Below are 13,613 nucleotides of genomic sequence, written 5' to 3' on the forward strand. Positions count from 1 at the left end.
CACGCAAAACGCTCGGCTGGGAAACCCCAGCCGAGCGTCTCACCAAGCTCCTGGCACTCGCCAGTTGATCAATCAGTGTTGCGACGACCCCTTGACTTCACCCGTACCGGGACGGGGCCTGCGAGACCGTGCCTACTTGGCGTTGGCCTTGAGATAGTCGCTGTTCATCTGGGCGATCGCGTCCAGCGGGATGCCCTTGGGGCACACGGCCGTGCACTCGCCGGTGTTCGTGCAGCCGCCGAAGCCCTCGGCGTCCATCTGGTCCACCATGGCCTTGGCACGGGTCAGGCGCTCCGGCTGGCCCTGGGGCAGCAGGCTGAGGTGGGTGATCTTGGCGGCGGTGAACAGGGAGGCCGAGCCGTTCGGGCAGGCCGCCACGCAGGCGCCGCAGCCGATGCAGGTCGCGGCGTCGAACGCGGCGTCGGCGTCCTCCTTGCGCACCGGGACGCTGTGCGCGTCCGGGGCCGAGCCGGCCGGGACCGAGACGAACCCGCCCGCCTGGATGATGCGGTCGAACGCGCTGCGGTCCACGACCAGGTCCTTCACCACCGGGAACGGCGCCGCGCGCCACGGCTCGATGGTGATCTCGGCGCCGTCCTCGAAGTGGCGCATGTGGAGCTGGCACGTCGTCGTGGCGCGCTGCTCGCCGTGCGCCACGCCATTGATGACCATGCCGCACATGCCGCAGATGCCCTCGCGGCAGTCGTGGTCGAAGGCGATCGGGTCGTCGCCCTCCAGGATCAGCCGCTCGTTCAGCACGTCCAGCATCTCCAGGAACGACATGTCCGGGGACACGTCCTCCACCCGGTACGTCACCATGCGTCCGGCGTCCGAAGCGCCGTTCTGACGCCAGACCTTGAGGGTCAGGTTCACTTGTAGCTCCGCTGGGTCATCTTGACGTACTCGTACTCGAGCGCTTCCTTGTGCAGCACCGTCTCGCCGGAGGGCGTGCGCTCCCAGGCCGAGACGTGCGCGAAGTGCTCGTCGTCGCGCAGGGCCTCGCCGTCGGGGTCCTGCGACTCGGCGCGGAAGTGGCCGCCGCAGGACTCGGTGCGGACGAGGGCGTCCAGGCACATGAGCTCGGCCAGGTCGAAGAAGTCGGCGACGCGGCCGGCCTTCTCCAGGACCTGGTTCAGCTCCTCGGCGGTGCCGGACACCTTGACGTTCTTCCAGAACTCCTCGCGCAGCTCGGGGATGCGCTCCAGGGCCTTGCGCAGCGACTCCTCGGTGCGCTCCATGCCGCAGTAGTCCCACATGAGCTTGCCCAGCTCGCGGTGGAAGGAGTCGGGGGTGCGGGTGCCGTTCACCGACATCAGGCGGTCGATCCTGGTACGGACCTTGATCTCCGCCTCGGCCACGGCCTCCTCGTCCACCTCGCCGTACGGGCCGTTGGCCAGGTAGTCGCCGATCGTGGTCGGGAGCACGAAGTACCCGTCGGCCAGGCCCTGCATCAGCGCCGAGGCGCCGAGCCGGTTCGCGCCGTGGTCGGAGAAGTTGGCCTCGCCGATCACGAACAGGCCGGGGATCGTGGACTGCAGGTCGTAGTCCACCCACAGGCCGCCCATCGTGTAGTGGACCGCGGGGTAGATGCGCATCGGCACGTCGTACGGGTTCTCGCCGGTGATGCGCTCGTACATCTCGAAGAGGTTGCCGTACTTCTTCTCCACGGCGTCGCGGCCGAGGCGGCCGATGGCGTCGCGGAAGTCGAGGTAGACGCCGAGCCCGCCGGGGCCGACGCCGCGGCCCTCGTCGCAGACGTTCTTGGCGGCGCGGGAGGCGATGTCACGCGGGACCAGGTTGCCGAAGGCGGGGTAGATGCGCTCCAGGTAGTAGTCGCGCTCCTCCTCCGGGATGTCGCCGGGGGCCCGGTCGTCGTCCTTGCGCAGCGGCACCCACACGCGGCCGTCGTTGCGCAGCGACTCCGACATCAGCGTCAGCTTCGACTGGTACTCGCCGGAGACCGGGATGCAGGTCGGGTGGATCTGCGTGTAGCACGGGTTGGCGAGGTACGCGCCGCGCTCGTGCGCCCGCCAGATGGCCGTCGTGTTGCAGCCCTTGGCGTTCGTGGACAGGAAGAACACGTTGCCGTAACCGCCGGTGGCCAGCACCACGGCGTCGGCCAGGTGCCGCTCGATCTCGCCGGTCACCATGTCGCGCACGATGACGCCGCGCGCCCGCCCGTCGGAGACGATCAGGTCGAGCATCTCGTGGCGGGTGTGCATCTCCACGGTCCCGGCCGCGATCTGCCGCTCCAGCGCCTGGTACGCCCCCAGCAGGAGCTGCTGCCCCGTCTGGCCGCGGGCGTAGAACGTACGGGAGACCTGGGCGCCGCCGAAGGAGCGGGTGTCCAGCAGGCCGCCGTACTCGCGGGCGAACGGCACGCCCTGGGCCACGGCCTGGTCGATGATGTTCACCGAGACCTGGGCCAGGCGGTAGACGTTCGACTCGCGGGCGCGGAAGTCGCCGCCCTTGACGGTGTCGTAGAAGAGCCGGTAGATCGAGTCGCCGTCGCCGCGGTAGTTCTTCGCGGCGTTGATGCCGCCCTGGGCGGCGATGGAGTGGGCGCGCCGGGGCGTGTCCTGGTAGCAGAACGACTTGACGTTGTAGCCCAGCTCGCCGAGGGTCGCCGCGGCCGAGCCGCCCGCCAGGCCGGTGCCGACGACGATCACGTTGAGCTTGCGCTTGTTGGCGGGGTTGACCAGCTTGGCGCTGAACTTCCGCTTCTCCCACCGCTCCTCGATGGGACCGGCGGGAGCCTTGGTGTCCCGGATCTCCGAGCCTTCGGTGTACTTCACTTCACAACTCCGAACGTGATCGCGAGGGGCGGGGCCAGGAAGCCGATCACCAGGACCGCCGAGACCAGGCCGGCCGTCAGGCGCAGGCCGCGGTTGCGGTTGCGGTTGGCCCAGCCGAGCGTCTGGAAGGCGCTCCAGATGCCGTGCCGCAGGTGCAGGCCGACCATGACGACGGCCACCAGGTAGATGAGGGTCACCCACCAGCGGGAGGCGTCGAAGCCGGCGACCATGCGGTCGGCGGGCGCGGAGTCGAAGCCCTTGGGGTTCACGACGCCGAAGGTGAGGTCGAGCAGGTGCCAGATCACGAAGAGCAGGATCGTCAGGCCGCCGAACCGCATGATGTGCGTGGCGTAACCGTTGGCCTGGGACTTCTTGGCCACGTACTTGACCGGGCGGGCCTTGGCGGCCTTGCGCGCCAGCGAGATCGCGGCCCACATGTGCAGGACGACCGAGACGACGAGCCCGATCTCCAGGATCGTCAGCACCGTCCGGTACGGCGCGATGGGCTCGAACAGCGTGCGCAGCGCGTCGGCGTACTCGTTGAACGAGTCCTTGCCGAGGAAGATCTTGAGGTTGCCCAGCATGTGAAGGACAAGGAAGGACACCATCACGGCGCCCGTGACGGCCATGACGACTTTCTTGCCGTTCGACGAGCTCAGGAACCGGCTCGGCTTCTTGGACGTTGGTGCGTGCGAGGCACCCTTGGGGGCGTTAACAGGCGCGGTGGCGGCGCCGCGCTCTATCGTGGCAGTCACGTTTGAACGCTAGGTATCCAGCAATGATCCGTCCAAGTCATCGCGGATCTGGTTTCCATAGCTTCCGGCTATGATGCTTGGTTTATACGGTCGACATAAGGAAAAATGCTCGGCCGGTGCGAGGAAAATCACATGCAGTTGCAACAGCTCGCCTACTTCGTGGCGGTCGCGGAGACCAGGCACTTCACCCAGGCGGCCGAGCGCATGCGGGTCGCCCAGCCCTCGCTCAGCAAGCAGATCAAGGCCCTGGAGAGCGACCTCGGCGCGCGGCTGTTCTCCCGCGCGCGCGGCAACGTCACGCTGACGGCGGCGGGCGAGGCGCTGCTCCCCCTGGCCCGCCGGATGCTGGCCGACGCCGACACCGCCCGCCAGGAGGTGGCCGAGCTGGCGGGGCTGCGCCGGGGCCGGGTGCGGCTGGGGGCCACGCCGTCGTTGTGCGCGGGGCTGCTGGCCGACGCGCTGGCCCGCTTCCATCGGGCGTACCCGGGGGTGGAGCTGCTGGTGGAGGAGGGCGGCTCGCGTGACCTGGTCAGGGCGCTGGCCAGGGGGCAGCTCGACCTGTCGCTGATCATCATGCCGCTGCAGAGCGACGACCCCTCGCTGGTGACCGAGGAGATCCTGCGGGAGAACCTCGTCGTGGTCGCGCCCTCCCACGAGCGGACGCGGGGGCCGTACCTGCGGATCGAGGACCTGCGCGGCAGGCAGATGGTGATGTTCAGGCGCGGCTACGACCTGCGCGAGGCGACCCTCACCGCCTGCCGACAGGCCGGGTTCGAGCCCAGGTTCTCGGTGCAGGGCGGGGAGATGGACGCGGTGCTGCGGTTCGTGGAGGCGGGGCTCGGCGTGGCCGTGGTGCCGTCGATGGTGCTCGACGGGCGGCCGGGGTTGTCGGGCACGCCGCTCGCGCCGCCCGGTCTGAGCCGTACGATCGCCCTGGCCCACCGCAAGGACGTCGACCCGACCAGGGCCGCGCAGGCGTTCCGGGAGACCCTGCTCTCCTTCGTGGTCGAAGCCGGCCAGGAAGGCACGCTTCCGCAAGGGGTCGAACTCATCGCAGAATGAGCAGCAACGGCCCGACTCCCCGGAGAGGCGTGTGACGGCAAACCTCACCGAAACGCTGACACTGCTCCTCATCGAGGACGATGACGGCGACGCCTTCCTCGTCGAGGAACTGCTCGAACAGGCCGAGGCGCCTCCGAGGATCTTCCGGGCGCGCAGCCTCCAGGAGGCCAGGACCAAGCTCGGCCCGGCGGTCCAGTGCGTGCTCGTCGATCTCACGCTGCCCGACGCCAGCCGGCTCGAAGCGCTGGAGGAGGTGCTCGCGCTGGCTCCGCACACGGCCGTGCTCGTCCTGACCGGACTCAGGGACGTCCACGTGGGTGTCAGCGCCGTCCAGGCCGGCGCCCAGGACTACCTCGTCAAGCAGGACGTGGACGCCCGGCTGCTGGCCCGGTCGATCCGGTACGCCATGGAGCGCAAGCGGGCCGACCTGGCCCAGCTCAGACTGTTCGAGGCCGAGCTGACGGCCAAGGAGAACGCCCGCCTGGAGGGCGGCCTGCTCCCGGTGCCCCTGCTGCGCACCGACGCGATCACCCACCAGATCCGCTACCTGCCCGGCGACCAGGGCACGCTGCTGGCCGGCGACTTCCTCGACATGGTCCAGACCGCCGACGGCGCGGTGCACATCGTGGTGGGCGACGTGTGCGGCCACGGGCCGGACGAGGCCGCGCTCGGCGTGGCGCTGCGCATCGCCTGGCGCACGCTGGTGCTGGCCGGTCAGACCGGCGACACGCTGCTGCGCACGATGGATGCCCTGCTGCGCGCCGAGCGCAAGGCTCCCGAGATCTTCACCACGCTGTGCACGGCCACGCTCACTCCCGACCTGCGGCACGCCCGGCTGCGCGTGGTCGGGCACCCGCCGCCGGTGCTGGTCCGCGACGGCGTCCCCACGGTGGTGGCCGACGCGCCCTCGGGGCCGCCGCTCGGCATCTTCGCCGACGCCGAGTGGACGGTCATCGACGTGCCGCTGGGTGAGGAGTGGTCGATGATGTTCTACACCGACGGCCTGATCGAGGCCGCCGTCGGCGAGCAGAAGGGGCAGCTCGGCGTCGACGGCCTGGTCGGCCTGGTGCGCGAGCACGGCGTCATCGACCTCGACCGGCTGATCCGGCACGCCGGCAGGCTGAGCGACGACCTCGCGGTCGTCCTGGTGTCGAGGAGGTCGCCGTGAGCATCCATCCACTGCCTCCCCCGAAGCAGCCGACCGGGGTCGGCCGGCTGCCGGTGGCCCGCTGGTTCCTGTTCATCGGCGCGGTGGCGGGGGTCGCGTTCGCGGCCGGGGTGGTGGTCACCATGGCGATGATCGCGCACGCGCGTTCCCTCGGCCCGAGGCCCGAGGTGGCCGCCCAGCTCGACCGGCTCAACGTGGCGCTGATCGTGTTGTTCGGGGTGCTGCTGGCCTGCGGCGCGGGGCTGGCGTTCATCGTCAGGTACGCCGTCCTGAAGCCCGTCGCCCAGCTCAGCGAGCAGGTACGCACGGTCGCCGCCGGCGATTTCGACCACCGGCTCGGCGTGGACCGGCCGGCCGAGCTGAGCGAGCTGTCCAGCCACGTCGACTCCATGCGCCGGCGTATCGTCTCGGCCTGGCGCGAGGCCGCCGACCAGGCCGAGGAGCTGCGCAGGTCGAACGGCGAGCTGGAGCAGTTCGCCTACGTCGCCAGCCACGACCTCCAGGAGCCGCTGCGCAAGGTCGCCAGCTTCACCCAGATGCTGGAGCAGCGCTACGGCACGCAGCTCGACGACCGCGCCCGGCAGTACATCCACTACGCGGTCGACGGCGCCAAGCGCATGCAACTCCTGATCAACGACCTGCTCGACTTCTCCAGGGTCGGCCGGGTGAGCGGCGAACGGGTGCCGACCGACTCGGGCGAGGCCCTGGACCGTGCCCTGGACAACCTGTCGGCCGCGATCGAGGACACCGGCACCACCGTCACCCGGGACGACCTGCCGGTGGTCACGGGCAACCGGCTGCAGCTCACCCAGCTCTTCCAGAACCTCGTCGAGAACGCGATCAAGTTCCGTTCGGAGTCCCCGCCGAGCGTGCGCGTCACGGCCGAGCGGAAGGGCGACCTGTGGGAGTTCACCTGCTCCGACAACGGCATCGGCGTCGAGCCCAAGTACGCCGACCGCATCTTCCTGATCTTCCAGCGGCTCCACCCCCGGGACGTCTACCCCGGGACCGGCATCGGCCTGGCCCTCTGCCGCAAGATCGTCGAGTACCACGGCGGACAACTCTGGCTCGACGACACGCCGGCCGGCCAGGGCGCCACGTTCCGCTGGACGCTGCCGGCGGCGGGAGACGACACATGACGGACTGGCGCCCGATCGACGTGCTCCTCGTGGAGGACGACCAGGGGGACATCCTGCTCACCAGGGAGGCGTTCGAGCTCAACAAGGTCAGGAACCGGCTCAACGTGGTCAACGACGGCGAGCAGGCGATGGCGTACCTGCGGCGGGAGCACGCCTACGCCGAAGCGCCCCGGCCCGACCTGATCCTGCTCGACCTCAACCTGCCCCGGATGAACGGCCTGGAGGTGTTGCGCGAGGTCAAGGCCGACGCCACGCTGCGGACGATCCCGGTGGTGATCCTGACGACCTCGGAGGCGGAGGAGGACATCCTGCACAGCTACCGGCTGCACGCCAACGCCTATGTGTCGAAGCCCGTGGATTTCGAGCAATTTATCCGTGTTGTCCGGCAAATAGATGATTTTTTCGTCACCGTGGTGAAGCTCCCGGACCAAGGACAGCGGCCCTGACGCGCGTACGTGACAGGAATCACATCAGGTCATCGAAAAAGTGAGTGACCCCGCTCACAAAATCCTATGCGGTCGTCGTAACGTATCCCCCACCAATGCGCGCCCAGAGCGGTACCGCACCCGCCGTACGCGCGCCCAATGAAACGACCCGGACCCCCTGTGTGCAGGGTCCGCGGGAGGTGGAGAGGTCCGCGATGACCCAGACGACGCCCGAAGCCCCGGTCAGAAGGCAGCGCGCCCAGGTCAAGGTGCGCACGCTGCGCACCGACAGGTGGTGGCTGGTCCCGCTGCTGACATTCCTCGGGCTCAGCTCGTTCCTTGTCTACGGTGTGTGGGCGATCATCGACGGCAGTTATTTCGTCGATCCGTACATCGCCCCGTTCGCCTCGCCCTGTCTGACCACGGCGTGCCCCGAGGGCGCGCGGCTGTTCGGGTGGGCGCCGATCGGCGACTGGTTCACCCTGCCGCCGGGGCTGCTCATCCTCGGCCTGCCCGGCGGGTTCCGGTTGACGTGCTACTACTACCGCAAGTCGTACTACCGCTCGTTCTGGTTGTCGCCGGCCGCGTGCGCCGTCCAGGAGCCGCACGGCAAGTACACCGGTGAGACCCGCTTCCCGCTGATCATCCAGAACATCCACCGGTACTTCTTCTACGCGGCCATCCTCATCGGCCTCGTCCTGGCCTACGACGCCGTCCTGGCGCTCGTGCACAAGCCGCAGGGCCTCGGCACCTGGATCCTGGTCGTCAACGCCGTGCTGATCAACACGTACACGCTGTCGTGCCACTCGTGCCGGCACATCACCGCGGGCAGGCTGAACCACTTCTCCCGTCACCCGCTGCGCTACCGGGCCTGGACGTTCGTCTCCAAGCTGAACGCCAAGCACCAGCAGCTCGCCTGGGCCTCGATGTTCTCGGTCATGATCGCCGACTTCTACGTCCGCATGGTCGCCAAGGGCGTCATCGCCTTCCCGTTCGCATAAAGGACTTCTTCAAGTGGAAATCGAGCGTCACGAATACGACGTCGTCGTCATCGGTGCGGGCGGCGCCGGGCTGCGGGCCGCCATCGAGGCCCGCCAGCAGGGCAAGCGCACGGCGATCGTCTGCAAGTCGCTGTTCGGCAAGGCGCACACCGTCATGGCCGAGGGCGGCGCGGCCGCCGCGATGGGGAACGTCAACTCCGACGACAACTGGATGGTGCACTTCCGTGACACCATGCGGGGCGGCAAGTTCCTCAACAACTGGCGCATGGCCGAACTGCACGCCAAGGAGGCCCCCGACCGCGTCTGGGAGCTGGAGGCGTGGGGCGCGCTGTTCGACCGCACCAAGGACGGCAAGATCAGCCAGCGGAACTTCGGCGGTCACGAGTACCCGCGGCTCGCACACGTGGGCGACCGTACCGGCCTGGAGCTGATCCGCACGCTGCAGCAGCGCGTCGTCGCGCTCCAGCAGGAGGACTTCGAGACGCACGGCGACCACGAGGCCTACATCAAGGTCTTCGCCGAGTGCACGGTCACCCGCCTGCTCAAGGACGGCGACCGCATCTCCGGCGCGTTCGGCTACTGGCGCGAGACCGGCAACTTCCTGCTCTTCGACGCCCCCGCGGTGGTCCTGGCCACCGGCGGCATCGGCAAGTCGTACGTCGTCACCTCCAACTCCTGGGAGTACACCGGCGACGGCCACGCCCTGGCCCTGCTCGCCGGCGCCAACCTGATCAACATGGAGTTCATCCAGTTCCACCCCACCGGGATGGTCTGGCCGCCGTCCGTGCGCGGCATCCTCGTCACCGAGTCCGTCCGCGGCGACGGCGGCGTGCTGCGCAACTCCGAGGGCAAGCGCTTCATGTTCGACTACATCCCCGAGGTGTTCAAGGACAAGTACGCCACCACCGAGGAGGAGGGCGACCGCTGGTACAACGACCAGGCCAACAACCGGCGCCCGCCGGAGCTGCTGCCGCGTGACGAGGTGGCCCGCGCGATCAACTCCGAGGTCAAGGCCGGTCGCGGATCCCCCCAGGGCGGCGTCTTCCTCGACGTCTCGACCCGCCTGCCGGCCGAGGAGATCAAGAAGCGGCTGCCGTCGATGCACCACCAGTTCAAGGAGCTGGCCGACGTCGACATCACCGCCGAGCCCATGCAGGTCGGCCCGACCTGCCACTACATCATGGGCGGCGTCGAGGTGGACGCCGACACCGGCGCGGCGGCCGTACCCGGGCTGTTCGCGGCGGGCGAGGTGTCCGGTGGCATGCACGGCTCCAACCGGCTGGGCGGCAACTCGCTGTCCGACCTGCTGGTGTTCGGGCGGCGCGCGGGCGCGGGCGCGGCGGCGTACGTGGACGGCCTCAAGGCCCGCCCCAAGATCGACCAGGAACTCGTGGACGCCGCTCACGAGGAGGCCCTGGCGCCCCTCCAGCGCGACGGCGAGAACCCGTACGAGGTGCACCACGAGCTCCAGCGGACCATGAACGAGCTGGTCGGCATCATCCGCAAGGCCGAAGAGGTCTCCGAGGCCATGGAGGTCGTGGAGAAGCTCAAGGAGCGCGTACGCCAGGTCGGCGCGGCCGGCTCGCGGATCTACAACCCCGGCTGGCACCTGGCGATCGACCTGCGCAACATGGTGCTGGTCTCCGAGTGCGTGGCCCGCGCCGCCCTGCTGCGTGAGGAGAGCCGCGGCGGCCACACGCGCGACGACTTCCCCGGGATGAATCCGGACTGGCGTCGCAAGCTGCTCGTCTGCTCCACCGCGGACGGCGGCGACGTCCAGGTCGTGGAGAAGATCCAGCCGTCCATGCGCGACGACCTGATCACCCTGTTCGACCGGGACGAGCTGAAGAAGTACCTCACCGACGAAGAGATGGCCGAGTTCGACGGGATTGCCAAATGAGTTACAAGGCGAAGTTCAAGGTCTGGCGTGGTGAGGGCGGCGAGGGCAAGCTTGAGGACTTCACCGTCGAGGTGAACGAGGGCGAGGTCGTCCTCGACATCATCCACAGGCTCCAGGCGACGCAGGCCCCCGACCTGGCGGTGCGCTGGAACTGCAAGGCCGGCAAGTGCGGCTCGTGCAGCATGGAGATCAACGGCAAGCCCCGGCTGGGCTGCATGACCCGGATGTCCACCTTCTCCGAGGACGAGACCATCACGGTCACCCCGATGCGGACCTTCCCCGTCATCAAGGACCTGGTCACCGACGTGTCCTTCAACTACCAGAAGGCCCGTGAGATCCCCTCGTTCACCCCGCCGGCCGGGGTACGGCCGGGCGAGTACCGCATGCAGCAGGTCGATGTCGAGCGCTCCCAGGAGTTCCGCAAGTGCATCGAGTGCTTCATGTGCAACAACGTCTGCCACGTGATCCGCGACCACGAGGAGAACAAGCCGGCCTTCGCCGGTCCCCGCTTCCTCATGCGGATCGCCGAGCTGGACATGCACCCGTATGACGTGGCCGACCGGCAGGAATCCGCCCAGGACGAGCACGGGCTCGGCTACTGCAACATCACCAAGTGCTGCACCGAGGTCTGCCCCGAGCACATCAAGATCACCGACAACGCGCTGATCCCGATGAAGGAGCGCGTGGCCGACCGCAAGTACGACCCGCTGGTGTGGCTGGGCAACAAGATCTTCAAGCGCGCCAAGTAGGCAGCGGCGGAAAGCCGAAGCCGAACAGGCGACGGAACGCAGAAGCGGGGGCCGGATCGGATCCGGCCCCCGCTTCCGCGTTCGGCGTTCGATGTTCGGCGTGCGGCGTGCGGTTACTTGCGGCCCCAGTGCTTCTTCTTTTGCTTGGGGTCGGGCATCTCCTGGGTGGCGCCCTCCGGCGGCAGCGGCGGCAGCGGCTGGACGACCGTCGCCGCGTCCCCCTCCGGCGGCAGATACGGCGGCGGCTGGTACCCCTCCGGCGGCGACGACGGTTGCTGCTGGACCGGCGGGGCCTGCTGAGGCTGCTGGGGCTGCCTCGGCTCGAACAGGGACGCGCCCTGCTGCCAGGGCTCGGAGTCGCCGCTCTCCGCAGCCGCGGCCGGCGCGAGCGGGAACTCACGCTCGTCCTCGTACGGCTTCGCGCCGCCCGGCGGGATGTCACCCGGCGGCTGCTCGGCCGGGACCAGCGGCTCGAACGGGTCCCGGTAGTCCTTGGGGCTCGGCGCGGGCTCGTTGTAGGAGTCGAACTCGTCCGGGTGCAGCACGACGGGCTCGGGCACGGTCGGGGGCGCCGGCTCGGGCGCGTAACCGGGCTGGCCGCCGTACGGGTCCTGGTAGACCGGGCCGTAGCCGGGCTGGGCGGTCGGGTAGGTCTGGACCGGGACGAAGCTGATGATCGGCGCGTACGCCGTGCCGCCGGGGTAACCCGGGGCCGGGAAGGCCGCCGTGGCGTACCCGGGGCCGGCCGGGTAGCCGGGCGGCGGCAGGTCCGTACGGGTCGCCGCCTGGGGACCGGCCTTGCGCACCGCGGCCGCGTGGGCGACGCGGCGCAGCCGTCCCTCGAAGATGAGCACCGCGAACAGCGCGAGCAGGACCAGCACCAGCGCCGGGATGCTGAGCTTCTGCGTCAGCGACTTCTGGTCGAACTCCGGCGCGGCCTTGCGCACCTCAAGCTGGACCGAGTCCGTGGTCGGGGCGGTGTCGCTCGGCGGGGCCACGGTCGGCGTGTCGGACGGCGCGAGGGAGGGCATCTCGACGGACTGCTCCGTCGTGGGCTCCGTGGGCAGCGGCCCGGCCGTGGTCTGCGCGGTGGGCAGGGGCGCGATCGGCTGCTGCGTCGTCTCCTGCACGGGCGGAGGCGTGGGCGCGGTGGTGGTCTTGGGTGGCTTCGGCGCTTTGGTGGTCTTCGTGGGGGACGCGGTGACGGTGTGGGTGATCGTCGTCTCCGGAGCATCCTCCGGCGTCGGCGAACCCAGCGTCGTGGTGACCGTGACCGTGGCCTGCGGGTCGCAGGTCTCACCCGCGTCGCACGGCTCCACCGCCGGGTCGAAGGCCGCGCGGCTGACGGAAGCACTCGCGCTCTGGCCGACGAACGGGGCCACGCCGACACCCGTGAGCCCTAACGCGAGGACGATCGCGGACACGGCTGTCGCTCGCGTGCGTGCCACCGGAGCCCTCCGCATAGTCCCGGAACCATGGTCAAGGGAATACTAGTCGGGTCAAAGCCACAGTAAAGACGTAATCACCATACGTTTCGCGGCTTATGTCTGCTGCGTTGTATACGCGCGACCAGCCACAGAGCTAGCAACAACACCCCGATCCCCCCAATGACCAGCGACAAACCGCGCGGCCCGTCCAGGGGGCTGGCGTACGCGACCGGCCGTACCGGTTTCCGTGCCACCACCACCTGCACCGGCCAAGGCGCCCCACCACCCGCGCCCTCAGGCATCCCCGAGACACCGCCACCTACCTGCCCCGGACGAACCGACCCCCCAGGCAGCCCTCCTTGGACGAGCCCCCCAGGCAGTCCCCCTTGAACCGCACCACCCGGCAGCCCTCCCTGAACCGCGCCACCGGGGACCCCTCCCTGAGCCGGCCCACCCGGCAGCCCGCCCAGAGCCCCACCACCGGCCAGACCCGCCACACCACCGGGCACCGCCCCTTGCGCCACACCGCCAGGCAAGCTCCCCGCCACCCCACCACCGGGCACGCCAGGTTGCGCCACCCCCGGCACACCGCCGGACGCGACCCCGCCTCCTCCAGTCACAGCGCCCTGCCCCAAACCTCCCGCACGCGGAAACGCCCCAAGAGCACCCCCCGTACCACCGGCCTGCGGCAACACCTTCTGGACACCCCCCACCCCCGGGAGAACGCCCTGAGCCCCACCCGCCCGAGGAAGCGCACCCAACGCACCCGCACCTCCCGCTCGGGGAAGCGCACCCAACGCACCCCCGACACCTCCCGCTCGGGGAGACGCCGCGTGGGCCCCGCCTCTGGCACCCAGCCCCGAGGCGCCGCCGGGAAGACCGCGATGCCCCGAGGACACACCACCTCCGCCGACCAGGCCACCTCGCGTCGTCCCGCCAACGCCCCCCGGCAGCAGCCCGGCCCCCGTCCCTGGCGTCAACCCAGCACCCGTCCCCGCACCCGTCCCCCACAGCAGCCCGGCGGCGCCTCCGCCCCCCGCCGCGGTCCCCGCGCCGGTACGTCCTCCCGCCCCCCGCCTCCGGTTGCGCGCCTCCGCCGGAGGGACGCGTACCGCCTGGCCGCTGATCGTGGCGACCTCGCGCGGCATCTCCTCGGCCACCGGCACGGCGGTGGTCCTGCTCATGGTCGTCA

Annotated in this window: 11 protein-coding genes; 7 read left to right on the plus strand and 4 right to left on the minus strand. The window is 69.8% G+C overall.

Annotated elements, in window-relative coordinates; all coding sequences use genetic code 11:
• Positions 1-132: 132 nt before the first annotated feature.
• From IEZ27_RS35915 to IEZ27_RS35925, 3 genes are read right to left on the minus strand one after another with little or no spacing between them, the layout of a single operon-like run.
• The gene (locus IEZ27_RS35915) at positions 133-873 is read right to left on the minus strand and encodes a succinate dehydrogenase/fumarate reductase iron-sulfur subunit (RefSeq protein ID WP_125636738.1); all 741 of its coding nucleotides are present in this window, start codon (positions 871-873) and stop codon (positions 133-135) included.
• Positions 870-2,795, minus strand: a complete 1,926-nt coding sequence (locus IEZ27_RS35920) for a fumarate reductase/succinate dehydrogenase flavoprotein subunit (protein WP_189651348.1) — start codon at positions 2,793-2,795, stop codon at positions 870-872. The genes IEZ27_RS35915 and IEZ27_RS35920 overlap by 4 nt, the downstream gene beginning before the upstream one ends.
• A complete protein-coding gene (locus IEZ27_RS35925) occupies positions 2,792-3,550 on the minus strand; it encodes a succinate dehydrogenase cytochrome b subunit (protein ID WP_125636736.1) in 759 nt (252 codons plus the stop codon). The genes IEZ27_RS35920 and IEZ27_RS35925 overlap by 4 nt, the downstream gene beginning before the upstream one ends.
• Before the next feature lie 132 nt (positions 3,551-3,682).
• Between IEZ27_RS35925 and IEZ27_RS35930 the strand changes: the two genes are divergently transcribed.
• The 7 genes from IEZ27_RS35930 to IEZ27_RS35960 all read left to right on the plus strand — a co-directional run bounded on the left by IEZ27_RS35930 (position 3,683) and on the right by IEZ27_RS35960 (position 10,994).
• Positions 3,683-4,612 (plus strand): LysR family transcriptional regulator, encoded by a 930-nt coding sequence (locus tag IEZ27_RS35930; RefSeq protein WP_189651349.1) that lies wholly within the window; start codon positions 3,683-3,685, stop codon positions 4,610-4,612.
• A 31-nt stretch (positions 4,613-4,643) separates the two neighbouring features.
• The gene (locus IEZ27_RS35935; protein WP_189651350.1) at positions 4,644-5,780 is read left to right on the plus strand and encodes a PP2C family protein-serine/threonine phosphatase; all 1,137 of its coding nucleotides are present in this window, start codon (positions 4,644-4,646) and stop codon (positions 5,778-5,780) included.
• Positions 5,777-6,919: a sensor histidine kinase gene (locus IEZ27_RS35940; RefSeq protein WP_229824653.1), complete on the plus strand. Its 1,143-nt coding sequence runs from the start codon at positions 5,777-5,779 to the stop codon at positions 6,917-6,919. Before IEZ27_RS35935 ends, IEZ27_RS35940 begins: the two co-directional genes overlap by 4 nt.
• Entirely contained in the window at positions 6,916-7,365 is a 450-nt protein-coding gene (locus IEZ27_RS35945; protein ID WP_189651351.1) for a response regulator, read from the plus strand. The genes IEZ27_RS35940 and IEZ27_RS35945 overlap by 4 nt, the downstream gene beginning before the upstream one ends.
• Positions 7,366-7,559: 194 nt before the next feature.
• On the plus strand, positions 7,560-8,345 hold the full coding sequence (locus IEZ27_RS35950) for a hypothetical protein (RefSeq protein WP_189651352.1): 786 nt from the start codon (positions 7,560-7,562) through the stop codon (positions 8,343-8,345).
• Positions 8,346-8,358: 13 nt separating this feature from the next.
• The gene (locus tag IEZ27_RS35955) at positions 8,359-10,245 is read left to right on the plus strand and encodes a fumarate reductase/succinate dehydrogenase flavoprotein subunit (protein WP_189651353.1); all 1,887 of its coding nucleotides are present in this window, start codon (positions 8,359-8,361) and stop codon (positions 10,243-10,245) included.
• Complete coding sequence (locus IEZ27_RS35960; RefSeq protein ID WP_125636730.1) at positions 10,242-10,994, plus strand: succinate dehydrogenase/fumarate reductase iron-sulfur subunit; 753 nt, start codon at positions 10,242-10,244, stop codon at positions 10,992-10,994. Before IEZ27_RS35955 ends, IEZ27_RS35960 begins: the two co-directional genes overlap by 4 nt.
• A gap of 113 nt (positions 10,995-11,107) precedes the next feature.
• Here the strand turns inward: IEZ27_RS35960 and IEZ27_RS35965 are convergent, their stop codons facing one another.
• Positions 11,108-12,442 (minus strand): hypothetical protein, encoded by a 1,335-nt coding sequence (locus IEZ27_RS35965; protein WP_189651354.1) that lies wholly within the window; start codon positions 12,440-12,442, stop codon positions 11,108-11,110.
• Positions 12,443-13,613 lie beyond the last annotated feature (1,171 nt).

Source organism: Nonomuraea spiralis (genome assembly GCF_014648435.1).
Lineage (GTDB): Bacteria > Actinomycetota > Actinomycetes > Streptosporangiales > Streptosporangiaceae > Nonomuraea > Nonomuraea spiralis.